The organism is Spongiibacter nanhainus (assembly GCF_016132545.1).
Taxonomy (GTDB): Bacteria; Pseudomonadota; Gammaproteobacteria; order Pseudomonadales; family Spongiibacteraceae; genus Spongiibacter; species Spongiibacter nanhainus.
The window spans coordinates 1676351-1693349 of sequence record NZ_CP066167.1; the positions used below are offsets into that span (position 1 = coordinate 1676351).

Below are 16999 nucleotides of genomic sequence, written 5' to 3' on the forward strand. Positions count from 1 at the left end.
TGTATATAGATTCTAGCTAATCCGATGTGCTGCAGGTGGTGGGTTTAGCTACGGTAAAGTGGAAGGTTGAGCCAACATCCGGTGTTGATGTCACCCATATCTGTCCTCCCATCAGTCCAACAGCTTTTCTACAAAAGCTTAGCCCCAGTCCACACCCAGCGGGGCCGCGGCCTTTGTGCAAACGCTTCAGATAGTCAAACACCCGTTCCAGATCAGCGGCGGCAATACCCTGACCATTATCTGCAACAGCGAATCGCCAGTGATCACCGGTATCTACCACTGAGATCACAATATGGGGTGGTATGTCTGGCTTGGCGTATTTAATGGCGTTCAGCACCAGGTTATACAGCACCTGGTTGATCAGCACTGAAGATGCTGTGATGCGGCAGTCTGCGGAGAGTTCGATCTGTGCGTGACTGCTTTCGATATCGTAGCGAAGGTCGTAGCGAACCTGTTTCAGTACTTCAGCTATCGAGAAGGCTTCGGTTTTATAGTCGTCGTGCTCTATGGTGGCAATCCGGTGAAGGGCATCGATGAGCGACACCATGCGCTTCATCGATTTTTCGACCTCTTCCAGAAGTCTTGTGCTGGTTGCATCGAGTTTGTCGGCGCTGCGTTGGTAAACCAGATTAAGCGCTAATCCGGCATTGCCAATGGGGCCTTTCAGGTCGTGGGAGATGGCATAACTGAAATTGCGGAGTTCATCATTTTTTTCTTGTAACTGTAGCTCGGCCTCCTTGAGGGAGGTCACATCAGTATGGGCCCCCAATAGGCGGATAGGTTTGCCTTGCTCATTGCGCATTGCCAGGCCCCGACATCGAATCCACACAGTATGACCGTCGGAGTGACGATAACGAACGATTTGATCATAGGGGTGGTTAGGATCGTCGCAGTGGTGGCGGAAATTCTCAATGGCAAGCTCGAGATCTTCCGCAAAAATAATATCCTGCCACGCCGATGCTTTGTGGGGCATTTGAGCGGGATCGTAACCCAGGGACTCCCAGAAGCGCGGACTCATCCACTCGTTCTCGGGTTGCTCTAAATCCCAGTACCATACGCCGTCCAGGCAACCCGATTGGAGGAACTCGAATACCGTTGCATCTTGTCTTACGCGCTCGTAAAGCTCGCGCTGGAGGTAGTGTTCAGCGCCGGGCTTGGCTGGTGCGGTTGTGGCTGACATAGCAGGCTTTCCGTACTGACGTTGGTTATTGTGGGGGAGCGCCGTTTTCAGTGCTCCTTGCCTAACAGTACTAATGGTAAAAGTAGTCTGTGATGCTAGTTTGAGCCAGTCTTTAGAGTGAATTAATACGGTGTATTACTTAAGGTTATATAGATATTAAAGCCCTGTTATTTTTGCGGCGTGCTGCTGTATTCCCCCTCAAGTCCGGACTCTTCAGCTTGGGTGTTGGCGAAATAGGCTCTGAAAGTGCGCCTGTATGTTTTTCAGGTCGATGGCTGCAAAGCCACTGGAGAAGCCAAACCACACATACAGACCATTGAGGTCTCGGAACATGGGTGGCAGGTAGCGGGGCGGGGCAATTATCTGCTCTTTGTGATAGTGGTACAGAGTGGGGATATCGTCCAGGGCCACTTTGCCGGCAAACAGCCAGGGTAGCAGCTCTGGCCGGTCTGCCAGAATGGCACTGCGAATGAAATTGACGGTTTCCACCAGGCCGCGAACATAGGACAAATCCTTGGTGAAACAGGCGCCACCGGCCACATCACCGCCACGAAATACCCGCTGGGCAATTTTATAGCTTTCCCTTTGCCCAAGACCCTGGTTTATAAAATGGCGGTAGACCTCCATAAAATCGGCGCCGGCCTCTGCCATATCTATGGCGACAACCCGATCGCTAATGCGTCGGGCCCGACCGGGGAAGGAGCTGAAAGTCAGGGTTTCAATCAGCACCGCCAGGCCCTCTTGCAGGGCGGTAATGCGCGGTGAGCCGGCACTTAGCCAGGTGGCCCAGGGCTGGTTGCGCCCGTTGAGTGTGGTGCCGACATGAACCCAGCCCTCGTGGACTTCCAGAACCTGAAGGTCCAGCTTTGAGAAGGCGGCGTGGGTATTGACCTTGATACAGTCACCACCGGCGGAGGCATCCGACACAATGCCGTCGGTCTCTTTGACGGTAAAAGCGCTGTCGACAAAGTAGGGTTGCAGTCGTTGACGCAAGATATCCACCGCCGCTCCGGCTTCAATATTTTTGGGATGAGAGGCGTTGAGGTGCTGGGCCGCTGGCAGTGAGAAAATCTCACACAAGCGCTTGCCCAAGTCGATCAAACTCAAAGTGTCGCCGCGCAGCGCATCCCGGGTCGAGCCGTATAAGGTCTGGCTAGCCGCCTGGAAAGCCGGGGTTCCGCGGTTTTCCAGCATGCTCACAACGGTCTGATACTGATTCAATGTCTGTAACAGAATGCGCCCCAGCGGGTCGTCGGCCCCCAATCGTTGAGTAATGGTATGGGCGATGCTCTCCAGCTCTCGGCGCTTGTCGTCCGGATCGAAGCCCAACGGGTTCATGCGCGCATAGTCTTCTCGGCTAATGGCAGGAAGGCGCTTTGCGCCGTCGGCAAAGAACTCGACTTCGGTCTGCTGGGGCCACTTGATGGCATCGAGAATAAGAATGGGCTTTTGCGCACTGATCATGGCATCAGAGCAATGCTTCAAGGCCTCAAGATAGGTTTGGGGCTGAGTCATGGCGAATCCACATTTTCTATGGCTAACAGACAGCGCAGCCGGCGTTTACCAAAACTGGCCATGCCGACAAAGCGATCGATGGCAATGGGCACATGCACAAACTCTGCTTCAGACTGTCCGGCCTGCTCCTCGGTATCCGGGTCGTGGATGTAGACATAGTTGCGGTCGGAGCGGTGTATATAGACCCAGTGAGGAGCGCGATTGCGATTCAAAGACCAAGTGCTGATCAGCGCGACCAAGTGATTGTGCCGATCTAGCGCCTCGCTAAAGGTGGCGTTATCCAGGTGACAGGTTGTCAGTGTATCGGGGTAGTCCTGTAGCTGATCCAGGAAATCGTCGTGTACCAGTTGAATGACTTCCCGTTTGTGGGGATCGCGAACACTGTCTATAAAGGGCGTGCCACTATCGTTGATATACATCAGTACCTGAAAATGTCGCCGCAGCGCGGCCAATGCCAAGCCCTGTGGTGAGCAGCCGCCGTGACCGCTGGTCATAAAAATGGTGGTCGCTTCCCGCCACAGTTGCAGCTCGTTGCGTCGGTCCATAGGTGTGGTGGGGCGCAGCGCATGCATGGCCATCATCAGTGATGCGGGACCACAGGTAAACTCTGTGGTCTGTCGATAGTATTTGGGGGCGTTGAGTGCGCTACTGCGCACCAGGCTGGTCAGGCGTTTTTCGTAGCGCAGCGCGTCGCAACCGTCGTCGTAGTAGTCGGCGACCTGGCCAAAGCGCTGGTAGCCGCAGCGCTGGTAGAGCGCAATGGCGGCTTCATTGTCGGTGCGTACCTCCAGTCGCAGATAAACGCTGTCTAAGGCAGCGGCGCATTCCTCGGCATCCTGCAGTAAGCGTTGGGCAAGCCCCTGACCACGTCTCTCAGGTGCCAGCGCCAGGGAGTACAGCCGTGCCAAACTGGTGCCGCGCCGCAGCAGAATCAGGCTGTAGCCGGCGATTGTGTCGTCGATGAATAGCGCCCTGAGCCTATGAGGACCGGGCTGACAAAAGCGTTTGAAACTGCGGCGTGAAAGGCGGTCGCTGTCGAAGCAACGAGCCTCTAGTGCGACCAAGGCGTCGACATCGCTGAGTACGGCTTGACGAAATTGGATAGACACCAGGGCATGGCACGCTGAACGGATAAGTCGCGCCATCATACTGCGCAAAAATTACCCAGTCTATCGGCGTGAAAACTATTGTGGCAGGGGCGATTCAGTCGCAGAATGCCGGTTTTTCCACGCCCCTGAGTGACGCCCATGTCGCGCTTTTATGTGGTGGTCGATGACCCCAAAGATTGGTCGCCTTACTACCCCAGCCAGGATGTGATCAGCTTCGATCACTACCTGGAATCTGTTCATCACAACTCTGCAGAGCGAGTGCGAGTCATCAATTTGTGCCGCTCCTACCGTTACCTGGGTACCGGCTATTATTGTTCACTGCTGGCGGAGGCCAGGGGCCATCATGTACTGCCCTCAGTGAAGACCTTAAGTGAACTGTCCCGCAAGTCGCTGGCAGCCATTCAGTGGGAAGAGGCCAACGCACAGTTGACCAAGTTGCCCGCTGGCGATGAGGGTGAGCAGCGGTCGGTGCGCACGTGGTTTGGCGACACTCTGGCGACGTCCTTCAAGGGAATTGCCAAGGCAGTATTCGAGCGCTTTCCCTGCCCGCTACTGGAGATCTCCCTGGAGTACCGCAGTCGCTGGCGCATTCGCAAAGTACAGGCCCTACCACTGAGCAGTTTAAAGGATGCTGAAGAGCAAGAGGCCTTTGCCAATCGCTTTGAAAGCTTTAGCAGCAAAATGTGGCGCAGGCCTAAAGCCCGCAAAAGTTTTCGCTATGACCTGGCGATACTGATGGATCCGCAAGAGGCGCTGCCGCCGAGTAACAAAAGCGCGCTGCAGAAGTTTATCCGCGCTGCTGAACAAATGGGGATTTCCGCCGAGAAGATCACCAAGCGGGACTACCAGCGCCTGGCTGAGTACGACGGCCTGTTTATTCGGGAGACCACGTCGGTGGATCATCATACTTATCGCTTTGCCAAAAAGGCCGAGGCGGAGGGTTTGGTGGTCATCGATGACGCCACCTCCATCCTGCGCTGTACCAATAAAATTTACCTGGCTGACCTGCTGAGGGCCAATAAAGTCCCCGTGCCCAAAACGGCGTTTTTACGCCGGGACAAAGAGGGCGAGCTTGAGCGGTTGGTTGACGACTTGGGACTGCCCATGGTGCTCAAGGTCCCCGACGGTGCCTTTTCCAAAGGTGTGGTCAAGGTCGACGATTGGCCGGCGCTGGCCGCCGAGAGCCAGCGCCTGTTGGTCAAGTCCGCGTTGCTGCTGGCCCAGGAGTTTATGTACACCGATTACGATTGGCGTATCGGTGTACTGGATGGCAAGCCTCTGTACGCCTGCCGTTACTACATGGTGAGAAACCACTGGCAGATCTACAAGCATGGTAAGAGTCGCAGTCAGTCCGGCGGCTTTGACACCATGCCTACCTACGAGGCACCCAAGCCGGTGCTGGATGCCGCCGTCAAAGCGTGTCGCCTGATCGGTAAGGGTTTCTACGGCGTCGACCTAAAACAGAGCGGCGACAAGGTGGTGGTCATTGAGGTCAACGACAACCCCAGCATCGATGCGGGGGTTGAGGATCGCTATCTGGGCGACGGCTTATACCAGGCCGTAATGGAAGTGTTCCGTCAGCGGATGGAAAAACGCGGACGCTGAGCTGTGAATTTTAGCCCTTCAGGGTTCCCGGCCCGGTGCCAGGCCGCACTGTGAAAGCAATGCCTCGACAGCGGCCACATGGTCGCGTTGGGCTGCCTTGGCGGCATCAAGTAGCGCGTCCCGCTGTCTTTGCCACTGTCGATAGGTTTCGGGGATCGCATTCCCCGAGGCCGATAGCGCCCCAGCCAAATCAGCCTCTATTTGACGTACCGCACCCAGTAGAGCCAGCTGATGGCGGTTGGCATCGCTGGCTTGGCGCTGCAGGCCGGTGATAAAAAACTGACTCACCACATTCTGAAAATAGCGGGCTTCGTTGATGGGCTGGCGGTTTAAACACAGCGGGCGGCCCTCCACGCGCTGGCGGATCATGGCGGTGCTGCGGCGCAGACCATCCAGAGTCGTTTGCTGGAAGGCCAGTAATTCACCGCCACGACCGTGGCGGAGCTGACCCAAGGATTCCAGAAGCGCGTCGCCGCTGTGCTGCCACTCGCCCCGCAACCAAGCCGCTTGCCAGCGCTGCCATTGCCTGAGTGCCTGGACCGCGGGGTCGGCCTCTTGAGGGGGGTAATCCCGTTGACGCTGAGGGGGCTGCCAGATCTGCCGAAACTCCTTGCCGGCCAATAGCGCCATAAACAACCTCGCTGGCAAATCGCGCTGTTTGCTTGCTTGGGCGTCGATTAAGGCCTGGGCCAGCTCGCTGTCGTCGTCGGCCTTAAGCTCCTCGATGCAGGCGGGCGCTTCGTTGAGAAAGCGGAGATCAAATATTAAGTGGCTGGAGGCGTCCCCGTGCCGGCCGAGAATGCTGTTTCGCTCGGCCAGTGTTTCCCGCAACTTGCAGCGCCGCAGGCGCAGGAACTCCAGTAGGTTAATATCGCTTTGTGAGAACGTCAGCGCCAGCTCTCGGGTACGGGGAAATTGGGGGTAGGGTGGTGGCGCCGGGTCAGGTATTGCCACATCCAACACCCGGCTCAGGCGGGTAAGGTAATCCTCCCAGGCGGAGTTTGCCGACGATGTGCTGTCACAGGCGCTGAGCGCAATAAGCAATGCCAGCGCCGCCAAGCGGGGCGGCGCTGAAAGAAATGCCCTCATTCTCCGGCAAGTAGGGGCCGAAGCGCCTCGTCAATGCTATCTGAGCCGGGTTTGGTCAGAGAAGAAAACGCCGTCGCCGAGCCATCTTTGGGGTTCAGCACATACTTATAAAAATTCCATTTGGGCTTGGAGCCACTGGCATCGCTAACCAAGGCCAGCAGAGGGTGGGGGTTGTCACAGCGAATACAAGACTTGCGGAACATCGGGAAGGTCACGCCGTAATTGGCGTGACAGACCTCGCTGGTCTTGGCGGCGCTGTCGTATTCCTGGCCGCCAAAATCCGCTGTTGGAACCCCCATGATCACCAGGCCGCGATCCTTATATTTTTGATATAGCGCTTCCAGCCCCTCAAATTGGGGGGTAAAGCCACACATGCTGGCGGTATTAACCACCAGCACGGCCTTGGCGTTTTTGACGGTATCGCAGAGGTTTAATTCTCCTGCCTCCAGCGTGGGCATGCTGGTATTCAGATCGTCGGGGCACTGCCAGTCGGCATAAGCGCCGCCGCAGAAAACTAATGTGATAAGAGCGAACGCGCGTCGAGCAAACATGATCCGTCCTTCAGTTGTATTCACCGGTTTTGAGTGACTTTATGGCTAACAATATACACCTCAGATAACTAACTCTATACCACCTCAGACCAAGAATAGATCACCCCCTTTCAAAGGCTTGGTGAGGCACTATCCGGCTCCACCGCTTCGGCCTCTTTACCATCGGACTTGATATCTTGCTCCAGCTTGGCAAGCACGCGAATGGCCTTATACCAATGCTCATTCAGCGACTTAATCTCACCGAGGAAGTCGATATTGTTCATCATGCTCTGCAGACTGATTTGGCCGATCGTTCCCGCAGTGAGTAGTTGCTGTTTGACTTCTTTGTGGGCATGCATAAGTTTCAGGTAGCTCGCCTCCCAATCCTCAAAGTAGTGATCCGAATCCGCGTGGGTGGAAGCGGTGAGAAAGTCAGCAGATTGTTGTTGGATGTCGCTGACGGCTTGGTCCAGTTCCGGCACGGGAAGAGTGTGGAGGTTTTGCCGGGTCTCCAGAGCGGTGGCCAGTTGCCCAGCGCAGGTAAGAAAGTACTGGTCAACCCGCATTAGCGCCGAGAGCTCCCGGGTGACCTGTTCAGAAAGCGCAGATCGCTCCAGTTGGACGATAAACGCTGAGATGCTGTGGCTCAGCTGGTTGATAGCGTCGATATTCTGCGCCAAGTCCGGCTCGCGGGGGTTGCCCACCAGGACGGCGCGGGCAGCATCGCCAAGGTGTCGGGCATTGCGTTGCAGTTCGAGGCTCAGTGCGCCCACCGCCAGTGAGGGTGTGCCCACAGTGGTTTTGTCCAGGTGGCGGGGCGTGGCCAGGGATTCGCTCTTGGAGGTAAACATCCGGTTTAGCAGGCGCACCAGTCGTCCATTGAGGGGGATGACCAATGCGACCCCCAGGCAGTTAAACACAGTGTGAAACAAAGCCAGCGTCATGCCGATATTGGGTGATAAGCTCAGCGCTTGCTGCAAATGTTCCACCACAACAAACATCAACGGCAGCAGCGCCAGTGCCACCACGGCGGTGCCGAGGTTAAAAATCACCTGGGCGGCAGCCAGACGTTTGGCATTGGGAGTGGCGCCCAGTGCCGCCAAAATGGCGGTGGAGGTGGTACCCACATTGGCGCCAATCACCATGGCCGCCGCCGCGTACAGGCCAAAAATTTCCGCGCCGGCGGCGGTGATGGTAATGGCGATGGCCGCACTGGAAGACTGAGTCAGGATGGTCATAACGATGCCGATCAGCACGTAGATGAGCACTTCGGTGGCGCCCTGCATTCGTACCGTGCCCAGATCAAACTCGTTAACCAGGCCCTCGAAGGCCGATTGCAGCGTGTCGATGCCCAGGAAGAACAGCCCAAAGCCCACCAGCGCCCGGCCCAGGCCAAGGCGTTTGCCCTTGCTGCGGGTCAGGCTCAAAAAGGCGCCGATACCAATGGCAGGTAGGGCGAAGGCGTGGATATTAAGCTTGAAGCCGATCACGGCTACTAGCCAGGCGGTCATAGTGGTGCCGATATTGGCGCCGTAAATAACGCCAAGGGCCTGGCGCATCTTTAATACCCCGGCATTGACGAAACTTAACGATGCCACGGTGACGGCGCTGGAGGATTGCACGATTGCCGTCATCGCCATACCGGTCATGACACCCCGCAGGGTGGTGCTGGTCCAGTTGGAGAGCAATCGCCGTAATGAATGTCCGGAGGCCAACTTGAGGCCATCGGTCATCATGTCCATGGCGACCAGGAACAGGCCAAGCCCACCGAGGAGCGTGGCGATGACTATTACACTTTGCGGCATAGCATCAGGGTCTTTTGTATTGGTTCAGGAGCTCAGTGAAATCATAGAATGAGCGGCGGCGCTTTGCACAGTGGCGTGGTCTGTTTTTTATAAATCGCCGGATTGGTGAATTACTGCAAGGGTAGCCGAGGATGTTGATGCGGCGTAGTGGAAGGCGGGCGAGCCGGCTCCGTCGATGTGCTGTGATCTTACCGGGCGCCGGGATACCATTGCTATCGAGTTAATTTGGGGGATAAATATTGCTGTGCTGACTGAGCTTCCGCTCGCACTGGTGGACCTGGAAACCACCGGCGCCAGCGCCAAACACGACCGTATTATGGAGGTGGCGGTATTGTGCCGGGGTGGCGGGCAACTCGCCGACACTTTCTCAACCCCCCAGACCAATTCGTGGGAGTCTCTGATTGAACCCGGTGTTTCGATTCCTCCTTTTATTCAGGGTCTGACCGGTATCAGCGATGGGGATCTTGCCGACGCGCCGACATTCAAGGATGTGGCGGAAGTACTGTGGCAGCGCCTGGCGTCACGGATTCTGGTGGCCCACAATGCCCGCTTTGACTTGGCTTTTCTCAAACGGGAGTTTGCCGCACTGGGTTACGATTACCGGCCCAAAGTGCTTTGTACCCTCAAGCTTGCCCGGGCCCTTTACCCGCAGTGGCCCCGTCACGGGCTCGAGTCGATCTGTGGATATATCGATTTTCAAACCGAGCGCCATCACCGTGCCATGGCGGATGTGCTGGCGATGCAGGCCTTCCTGGATTACGCCATTGCCGATTGTGGCGAGGCGGCGGTGGCCTACCATATTGCCCTGCAGCTGCAGATGCCCGCGTTACCACCCAAGCTGCCCCGGGAGCAGATTGACGCCGTTCCCAGTCGGCCCGGGGTATACCGCTTCTATGGCGACAACGACCAGCTGTTGTACATCGGCAAGAGCGTGAATATGCGCAGCCGGGTTCTGTCCCATTTTAGCGCTGACCAGCACGGCGGTAAGGCGATGAAAATCGCCCAGCAATTGCGTCGCATCGAGTTTTCGGAAACGGCCGGTGAGATGGGGGCGCTGCTGCAAGAGAGTCGCGAAATCAAACAGCGGATGCCGATATACAACCAGCGTCTTCGACGCCAGCGCAGTCTGTGTTGCGTCACCCTTGAGGCAGATAAGGAGGGCTATGACCAGCTGCACTTCCACGCTGGTCTGCCCAGTGACATTCTCGCGGCGGGGCGTGAATTCGCGGTTTTCAGAACCCGCAAGCAAGCGCGAGACTATATGACCGATGCGGCTGCGGATGCTGGCCTGTGCCTGCAACGTTTGGGTATCGAAAAAGGGGGGCGCCCATCCAGGCCGTGCTTTGCTTTCCAGCTGCAGCGCTGTCGAGGGGCGTGTTGCGGCCAAGACCCCGCTGCCGACTACAATGATCGGCTGCGAGGGGCGCTGACTTCCCGAATGGTGGAGGCCTGGCCCTATGGTGAGCCGGTACTGCTGAGGGAATCCGGGAATGGAGGCGACGCCGCGTGGCACCTGGTAGACCGCTGGGTTTACCTGGGCGTGCTGCCACCCGGTGAACCCAGCCGGGATGCTTGTCTATCGATACTGGCAGAGGCGACGGAGCGGGACTTTGATTTTGACAGTTATCGCATCCTTAAAAAATTTGAGGCCGAGCTGGAATGCCTGCCCTTATCGAGCCTGGGCTAGTGATTTGGGTTTAGCTACTCGGGCTTAGCTACCTGGGCTTAGCTACTTGGGCGCAGTGTAAAGGCCGCAGATTAAAATCGAATAGCGTACAATAGCGCCCCATCCGGCGCTGTCAGGCAGCGTCATAGTTTAAGACACGACCCAAAAGGCGGCCATTATGACTTCGATCACCTCCTTCCATCCCACTCCCAGGACCTTGATGGGCCCCGGCCCCTCGGATGTTCATCCACGTATTCTGGAGGCCCTGGGCCGGCCCACCATTGGCCACCTGGATCCGGATTTTGTGGCGATGATGGATGAGATCAAGACGCTGCTGAAATATGCCTTTCAAACTGACAATGAACTGACACTGCCGGTATCGGCCCCCGGTTCGGCGGGGATGGAAGCTTGTTTTGTCAATTTGCTAGAGCCCGGCGACAAGGCCGTCGTCTGCGTGAACGGGGTTTTTGGCAATCGCATGGTAGAAAACGTCACCCGTTGTGGCGCCACCGCGGTTCGCGTGGATCAGGAGTGGGGTAAACCGGTGGACCCGGACGCGGTAAGCGCCGCCCTTGAAGCCAATCCGGATGCCAAGGTGTTGGCCTTTGTGCACGCCGAGACCTCCACTGGGGCCCGCAGCGACGCGGAAACACTGTGCAATCTGGCCCAGCGCCACGGTTGCCTGAGTATCGTCGATACGGTGACCTCACTGGGGGGCATCCCCTTGTATGTGGATCGCTGGAAGGCCGATGCTGTCTATAGCGGCACCCAGAAGTGCTTGTCCTGCACCCCCGGTCTATCGCCAGTGACCTTCAGCGATGCCGCTGTGGCGGCGATCAAGGCCCGCAAGCACCCGGTGCAAAGCTGGTTCTTGGATATGAATCTGATCCTGGGTTACTGGGGTGAAGGTGCCAAGCGGGCCTACCACCATACCGCGCCGATCAATGCGCTTTACGCCCTGCACGAATCCCTGGTGATGTTGCAGGAAGAGGGGCTGGAAAACGCCTGGCAACGCCATGCCACCATGCACCGGGCTCTGGCAGCGGGTCTGCAATCCATGGGCATCGAGTTTGTTGTGGCCGAGGCTGCGCGGCTGCCCCAACTCAATAGTGTGTATATCCCCGAGGGGATCGACGATGCCCAGGTTCGTCAGTATCTGTTGAGCAAACACAACCTGGAGATCGGTGCCGGTCTGGGGGATTTTGCCGGCAAGGTGTGGCGCATTGGCCTGATGGGCTACAGTGCCCGCCGCGAGAATATTGAGCTGCTTATCCGCGCCCTGTCAGACGCGATGAGAGAGCAGGGGCGCAGCGTCGATACCGACGCCGCTTTGTCTGCGGTGTCTGCGGCCCTGGCGCCATAGTTGCACTCAGCGCGCAGAGGCGCGCTTGTCGGGGGAGCTGGCTCTAGCTTGGTTTTTGAGCGCTCCCCAGCAAGCTGTCGATTTCTGTGTGCTGCAGGGTCTCTTTCTCCAATAGCGCATTCAGTAAGTGTTCCAGTTGGGGGGCGTGCTGTTCCAGCAGGTCTTCGGTGTGTTTTTCTGCCGCGCTCAGGGCGGCGCGCACCTCTGCATCCAGTAGGCTGGCAGTGTGTTCGCTAAACTCTCGGGGCTCGCTGAGCTCCCGGCCCAAAAAGGGATGCTCTTCAGACACGCTGTAGCCTACCGGCCCCAACTCGTTACTCATGCCCCATTGCCCCACCATCTTATACGCCAGTTTGGTGGCCTGTTTAAGGTCGTCTGCAGCGCCGGTGCTGGTGTCTCCGAACAGCCGTTTTTCGGCGCAGCGCCCTCCCAATAGAATTGACAACCTGGCCCGGAGGTAAGCTTCACTGAGGTTGTGGCGGTCCTCCTGGGGGATTTGCTCGGTCATGCCCAGCGCCTGCCCTCGGGGCACAATACTGATTTTCTGGACCGGATCGCTGTGGGGCGAAAAGTAGGCGGTCAGGGCGTGGCCGGCTTCGTGACAGGCAATGCGTCGGCGCTCGTCGGGGTTTAGCAGATCGGCTCGCGGTGCGCCCATAACGACCTTTTCCCGGGCCTGCAAAAAGTCCTCGTGGGTGATGGATTGGCGATCTTCTCTGGCGGCATGCAATGCGGCCTCGTTGACGATGTTGGCCAAGTCGGCGCCGGCAAAGCCGGGGGTGATGGCGGCAATGTCCTCCAAGTTGACCTCCGGGCTGATTGGCTTACCGCGGCAGTGCACGGCCAGAATCGCCTCTCGGTCCTGCCGCTGGGGGAGTTCCAAGGTGACTTTGCGATCGAAGCGGCCGGGGCGCAGCAGCGCTGGGTCTAGCACATCGGGGCGGTTGGTGGCGGCGAGCACGACAACGGCCTCTTCGGCATTAAATCCATCCATTTCCGCCAGGACCTGATTGAGGGTTTGCTCGCGTTCGTCGTTGCCGCCCCCCAGCCCGGTGCCCCGGACCCGTCCCACGGAATCGATCTCGTCGATAAAGATCAGCGCCGGGGCATCATCCCGGGCTTGCTTAAACATATCCCGGACCCGGGAGGCGCCCACACCCACAAACATCTCGATAAATTCTGAGCCACTGACCGAGTAAAAGGGCACTCCAGCTTCCATTGCCGTGGCCCGGGCCAACATCGTTTTACCGGTGCCCGGGGCGCCCATCATTAGTACGCCCTTTGGCATATGTGCGCCCATGGCACGGTATTTATCGGGGTTTTTGAGATAGTCAATAATCTCCCGAAGGTCGTCCTTAGCCGAGTCGAGGCCGGCGATATCGCTGTAGTGAGGGCCCTCAGTCGTACTGTCAAAACGCCGGGCCTTGGAGCGGTTGTAGCCGCCCAGGCCCCCCGCACCGCCCAGCTTGCCCCGCAGCATATTGCCGCTCCACACAAACAAGCCGATGATCAGCAGCCAGGGCAGAAAGCCAATCAGCAATTGCGCCCACAGGGAAGGCTTATCGGCCTGGGCTTTGATGGTCACATTGTGGGTTTCGAGAATGTCCAGCAGTCGCTCGCTTTCGACAGTGGGGGCGTAAACTTTGAAGTGGTAGCCACTGCGGCTCACTCGCTCGTCCTCAGCCAACTTATAGTGGCCGTGGATCTCATTGCTTTTCATCAGCACGTCGGCCACTTTATCGCTGCGGACCTGGTCCAGGAAGGTGGTATAACTGATTTCCTGGGTGGCGCCACCCGCCAGCATCTGGCTCAAGTAATACAGGCCAAAGGCCATAAACAGAATGGGTAACCAACTTTGTAGGTTGTTCAAGGGTGGCGAAGGTGGTGGAGGTGCTTCTTTGCTCATCGGTACTCTGCCAATTGGGTTGTGTCGCTATTACACCAATCATCTTGTGGCCTTGTCATTAATCGATTGATGGTCGTGCTCGCTACCATTTTGCGGTGAGTCATGCAGGCAGTTTGCGCAAAGGGGCGCCGCGAGATAACTTGATATGGATCAGTGCGATTAATTGTCCCCATAGACTAGGCTTGGGTCATCATAAAGCGGGAGAACTCCGTGAAGAAGAAAGCTGTAGTGGCTGTCGCGGTAGTTGCTGTCGTCGTGGCGGCAATTGTCTGGAAATTCACTCACTCAGTCCCCTTGCCGGTATGGGTGGTAGAGGTTGAGCAGGGGCCGGTGGAAGCCTCGGTGGCCAATACCCGCGCGGGCACGGTCAAGGCCTGTCGCCGCTCGCGATTGTCGATGCCCATTGGCGGGGTGGTCGATCGCCTGTTGGTCACTGAGGGTGACCGGGTGGAGCAAGGACAGTTACTCCTAGAGCTGTGGAATCGCGATCGCCAGGCCGAGGTCAACCAGGCCGAGCAGACCCTGCAGGCGACCCGTCACGAGCGCGATAGCGCGTGTCTGCAGGCAGAGCACAAAGCCCGCGAGTCTGAGCGAGTTAAGCGCCTGGTGGCGCGTCGGCTGACCTCGGAGGAAAATGCCGATATTGCCGCCACCGCCGCCAATGCCCAGCAGCGTGCCTGTGAGGCGGCCAAGCATCAAACCGGGGTGGCAGAGGCGCGGCTGGCCTTGCAACAGGCGGTGCTTGAGCGCACGCGACTGCACGCGCCCTTTGCCGGAGTGGTGGCGGAGGTCAACGGCGAGCAGGGGGAATATATTACCCCTTCACCGCCGGGCATACCGACGCCGGCAGCGGTAGATTTGATTGACTACAATTGCCTCTATGTCACCGCGCCGATTGATGAAATCGATGCTGGCCGTCTGGCAGTGGGGCTGCCTGCCCGGGTGACCTTAGATGCCTACCGGGATCAGGACCTCAGCGGCACCGTCACCCAAATTGCTCCCTATGTGTTGGACCTGGAAAAGCAGGCCCGGACTGTCGATGTGGATGTGCGTTTGGACGACCTCCCCGAGGGGGTCAAACTGCTGGTGGGTTACAGCGCCGATATCACCGTGATACTGGACGCCCGGGAGCAGGCCCTCAGGCTGCCCACCGAAGCGATTCTTCCCGACGATAGTGTGTGGGTGCTGGGCGAGGATCAAACCCTCAGTAAAAGAAATATCGAGCGGGGCTTGAGCAACTGGTCCTACACCGAAGTGGTATCGGGCCTGTCGGTGGGAGAGCGGGTAGTGAGCAGCCCCGACAAGCCGGGTATAGACGACGGCGTGACGGCGGTGGCGGTGGATGATTGACCTTACCGGCATCCACAAAACCTTCTGGCTGGGTGAGCAGGCTGTGCACGCCCTTAACGACGTTAATCTCCACGTCGAGCAAGGGGACTACCTGTCGGTGATGGGGCCATCGGGCTCGGGGAAATCGACGCTGCTGAATATGCTGGGCCTGCTGGATAGGCCGGACAGTGGGCGCTACTGTTTGGCCGGGCAGGAGACCACGTCGATGGCGGAGGAGGAGCTTGCAGCGCTACGCAGTGAAACCATTGGCTTTGTGTTTCAGGCCTATCACCTTATCCCACGGCTTACCGCCCGGGAAAATATCGAGCTGCCAATGATGTTGGTGGGGGTCGCCGCCGCCGAGCGTCGCCGTTTGGCCGACCAGGCCATGGAGCGGCTCGGCATTTGCGATCGGGGGCATCACCTTCCCAAGCAGTTGTCTGGTGGCCAGCGGCAACGGGTGGCCCTGGCGCGGGCTATTGTGCGCCGTCCCAAATTGTTGCTGGCCGACGAACCCACTGGCAACCTGGACAGCCACAGCGGCGCTGAAGTGGTGGCCTTGATTGAAGAACTCAATAGCGAAGGCATCACCGTGCTGGTAGTGACCCACGACAACGACCTGGGTGCCAGGGCTCGGCGGCGTATTCGCATGGTGGATGGTCGCATTGTTGGCGAGTTGGCGGGGGGTACCCATGCAGCATCGTGATCTGCTGCGCTTCAGTGGTCAAACCATCGCCCGCTACCGTTTTCGCAGTGCCATGGTGTTATTGGCCATTGCGTTGGGTGTGGCAGCAGTGATTGTGTTGACGGCACTGGGTGAGGGTGCCCGACGCTACGTCCTGGGGGAATTTGATTTTCTCGGAGCCGATGTGGTGGCGCTGTTTCCAGGTCGTAACGAAACCACCGGCGGGCTGCCCCCGGTTACCGGCGCCGCTGCCCGCGATATTACCCTCGACGAAGTGCATGTGCTGCAGCGCCGGCTATCTGGCATAGAAAACGTCGCCCCTATCGTGGTGGGCAGTGCGGAAGTCTCGTTTCAACAGCGGGCCAGGGAGGTGCTGGTGATGGGGACCACCGCAGCGTTTGTCGATGTGCGGCAGATGCAGTTTTCTCAGGGTCGCAATCTGCGTAGTGAAGATATCCGCCGGGTGGGGGACGAGTGCATTATCGGCGAAACCCTGCGCGACGAGTTGTTTGGTCGGGAATTGCAAATGGGTGAGCTGATCCGGGTGGCCGATTCCCGCTGCCGGGTAGTTGGTGTGCTGGCGGGGCGGGGCGATGCCTTTGGCCTGGATCTGAGCGACAGCGTAATGATGCCGGTGGCCAGCGCCCAGCGCCTGTTTGATATTCACGGCTTGCTGCGGGTCATTATTCAGCTCCGGGACGGACGCGATGTCGACATCATGCAGGAGCAGATTGCGGCGGTTATGGCCGAGCTGCATCAGGGGGAGCGTGATATTACCGTGGTAAGTCCAAAGGCCATGCTGGAGACCTTTGACGATATCTTGTCGGTAATGACCCTGGGGGTTGCCGCTATCGCCTTTGTTAGCCTGTTAGTGGCGGGAATATTGATAATGAATATCACGGTGATCAGCGTTGCCCAGCGCACCAATGAGATCGGTCTTCTCAAGGCGCTGGGGGCCTCGTCGCGGCAGGTGATGGCGGTATTTCTCACCGAGTCGGTATTGTCGGCGGGCCTGGGCGCGCTACTGGGAGTATTGCTGGGAGGTGCGCTGGTAATGGTGGGACGCCTGCTTGCGCCCTCGATCGATTTTGTCCCACCGCTTTGGTCGGTGCTGGCCTCGGTCGCGGTTGCCTTGATCAGCGGCGTAGTGTTCTCCTGGCTGCCGGTGCGCCGCGCCAGTTGTCTGGCTCCCGTGACTGCCTTGCAGAAGCGTTGAC

General features: G+C 58.1%; 13 protein-coding genes. 6 read left to right on the forward strand and 7 right to left on the reverse strand.

The annotated features are described in order from the left end of the window. Positions 1-16: 16 nt before the first annotated feature. From I6N98_RS07570 to I6N98_RS07580, 3 genes are all read right to left on the reverse strand, one after another. The gene (locus I6N98_RS07570; protein WP_198571176.1) at positions 17-1180 is read right to left on the reverse strand and encodes a sensor histidine kinase; all 1164 of its coding nucleotides are present in this window, start codon (positions 1178-1180) and stop codon (positions 17-19) included. Positions 1181-1393: 213 nt separating this feature from the next. Next, positions 1394-2695, reverse strand: coding sequence for a flavohemoglobin expression-modulating QEGLA motif protein (locus I6N98_RS07575; RefSeq protein WP_198571177.1), 1302 nt, complete (start codon positions 2693-2695; stop codon positions 1394-1396). Continuing rightward, entirely contained in the window at positions 2692-3843 is a 1152-nt protein-coding gene (locus I6N98_RS07580) for a GNAT family N-acetyltransferase/peptidase C39 family protein (RefSeq protein WP_232787500.1), read from the reverse strand. The genes I6N98_RS07575 and I6N98_RS07580 overlap by 4 nt, the downstream gene beginning before the upstream one ends. Before the next feature lie 99 nt (positions 3844-3942). Between I6N98_RS07580 and I6N98_RS07585 the strand changes: the two genes are divergently transcribed. Beyond that, complete coding sequence (locus tag I6N98_RS07585; RefSeq protein WP_198571178.1) at positions 3943-5409, forward strand: RimK family protein; 1467 nt, start codon at positions 3943-3945, stop codon at positions 5407-5409. An 18-nt stretch (positions 5410-5427) separates the two neighbouring features. Here I6N98_RS07585 and I6N98_RS07590 read toward each other — a convergent pair whose 3' ends face one another. From I6N98_RS07590 to I6N98_RS07600, 3 genes are all read right to left on the reverse strand, one after another. Next, positions 5428-6498 carry a DUF3080 family protein gene (locus I6N98_RS07590; RefSeq protein ID WP_198571179.1) on the reverse strand — a complete coding sequence of 357 codons (1071 nt, stop codon included), beginning with the start codon at positions 6496-6498 and terminating at the stop codon, positions 5428-5430. Further along, entirely contained in the window at positions 6495-7049 is a 555-nt protein-coding gene (locus tag I6N98_RS07595; protein ID WP_198571180.1) for a glutathione peroxidase, read from the reverse strand. Before I6N98_RS07595 ends, I6N98_RS07590 begins: the two co-directional genes overlap by 4 nt. A gap of 110 nt (positions 7050-7159) precedes the next feature. After that, the gene (locus tag I6N98_RS07600) at positions 7160-8833 is read right to left on the reverse strand and encodes a Na/Pi cotransporter family protein (protein ID WP_198571181.1); all 1674 of its coding nucleotides are present in this window, start codon (positions 8831-8833) and stop codon (positions 7160-7162) included. A gap of 175 nt (positions 8834-9008) precedes the next feature. Here I6N98_RS07600 and I6N98_RS07605 point away from each other — a divergent pair, with 175 nt between their 5' ends. Together I6N98_RS07605 and I6N98_RS07610 are read left to right on the forward strand one after the other, a co-directional pair. Continuing rightward, entirely contained in the window at positions 9009-10520 is a 1512-nt protein-coding gene (locus I6N98_RS07605) for an exonuclease domain-containing protein (protein WP_198571182.1), read from the forward strand. Between the two features lie 157 nt (positions 10521-10677). After that, positions 10678-11862: a pyridoxal-phosphate-dependent aminotransferase family protein gene (locus I6N98_RS07610; RefSeq protein WP_232787501.1), complete on the forward strand. Its 1185-nt coding sequence runs from the start codon at positions 10678-10680 to the stop codon at positions 11860-11862. A gap of 43 nt (positions 11863-11905) precedes the next feature. Here the strand turns inward: I6N98_RS07610 and ftsH are convergent, their stop codons facing one another. After that, the gene (gene ftsH, locus I6N98_RS07615; protein WP_198571183.1) at positions 11906-13768 is read right to left on the reverse strand and encodes an ATP-dependent zinc metalloprotease FtsH; all 1863 of its coding nucleotides are present in this window, start codon (positions 13766-13768) and stop codon (positions 11906-11908) included. Positions 13769-13978: 210 nt separating this feature from the next. Between ftsH and I6N98_RS07620 the strand changes: the two genes are divergently transcribed. Genes I6N98_RS07620 through I6N98_RS07630 form a run of 3 tightly spaced genes read left to right on the forward strand, consistent with a single transcriptional unit; the run spans position 13979 to position 16998 of the window. Next, positions 13979-15118 carry an efflux RND transporter periplasmic adaptor subunit gene (locus I6N98_RS07620; protein ID WP_198571184.1) on the forward strand — a complete coding sequence of 380 codons (1140 nt, stop codon included), beginning with the start codon at positions 13979-13981 and terminating at the stop codon, positions 15116-15118. Beyond that, positions 15111-15803: an ABC transporter ATP-binding protein gene (locus tag I6N98_RS07625; protein WP_198571185.1), complete on the forward strand. Its 693-nt coding sequence runs from the start codon at positions 15111-15113 to the stop codon at positions 15801-15803. Before I6N98_RS07620 ends, I6N98_RS07625 begins: the two co-directional genes overlap by 8 nt. Then, positions 15790-16998 carry an ABC transporter permease gene (locus I6N98_RS07630; RefSeq protein ID WP_198571186.1) on the forward strand — a complete coding sequence of 403 codons (1209 nt, stop codon included), beginning with the start codon at positions 15790-15792 and terminating at the stop codon, positions 16996-16998. The genes I6N98_RS07625 and I6N98_RS07630 overlap by 14 nt, the downstream gene beginning before the upstream one ends. The last annotated feature ends 1 nt before the right edge of the window (position 16999 follow it).

What these genes read in the sequence shown, in the direction of transcription:
- I6N98_RS07570 (WP_198571176.1), bottom strand. Translation starts at nt 1,180, where the DNA reads ATGTCAGCCACAACCGCACCAGCCAAGCCCGGCGCTGAACACTACCTC.
- I6N98_RS07575 (WP_198571177.1), bottom strand. Translation starts at nt 2,695, where the DNA reads ATGACTCAGCCCCAAACCTATCTTGAGGCCTTGAAGCATTGCTCTGAT.
- I6N98_RS07580 (WP_232787500.1), bottom strand. Translation starts at nt 3,843, where the DNA reads ATGATGGCGCGACTTATCCGTTCAGCGTGCCATGCCCTGGTGTCTATC.
- I6N98_RS07585 (WP_198571178.1), top strand. Translation starts at nt 3,943, where the DNA reads ATGTCGCGCTTTTATGTGGTGGTCGATGACCCCAAAGATTGGTCGCCT.
- I6N98_RS07590 (WP_198571179.1), bottom strand. Translation starts at nt 6,498, where the DNA reads ATGAGGGCATTTCTTTCAGCGCCGCCCCGCTTGGCGGCGCTGGCATTG.
- I6N98_RS07595 (WP_198571180.1), bottom strand. Translation starts at nt 7,049, where the DNA reads ATGTTTGCTCGACGCGCGTTCGCTCTTATCACATTAGTTTTCTGCGGC.
- I6N98_RS07600 (WP_198571181.1), bottom strand. Translation starts at nt 8,833, where the DNA reads ATGCCGCAAAGTGTAATAGTCATCGCCACGCTCCTCGGTGGGCTTGGC.
- I6N98_RS07605 (WP_198571182.1), top strand. Translation starts at nt 9,009, where the DNA reads ATGTGCTGTGATCTTACCGGGCGCCGGGATACCATTGCTATCGAGTTA.
- I6N98_RS07610 (WP_232787501.1), top strand. Translation starts at nt 10,678, where the DNA reads ATGACTTCGATCACCTCCTTCCATCCCACTCCCAGGACCTTGATGGGC.
- ftsH (WP_198571183.1), bottom strand. Translation starts at nt 13,768, where the DNA reads ATGAGCAAAGAAGCACCTCCACCACCTTCGCCACCCTTGAACAACCTA.
- I6N98_RS07625 (WP_198571185.1), top strand. Translation starts at nt 15,111, where the DNA reads ATGATTGACCTTACCGGCATCCACAAAACCTTCTGGCTGGGTGAGCAG.
- I6N98_RS07630 (WP_198571186.1), top strand. Translation starts at nt 15,790, where the DNA reads ATGCAGCATCGTGATCTGCTGCGCTTCAGTGGTCAAACCATCGCCCGC.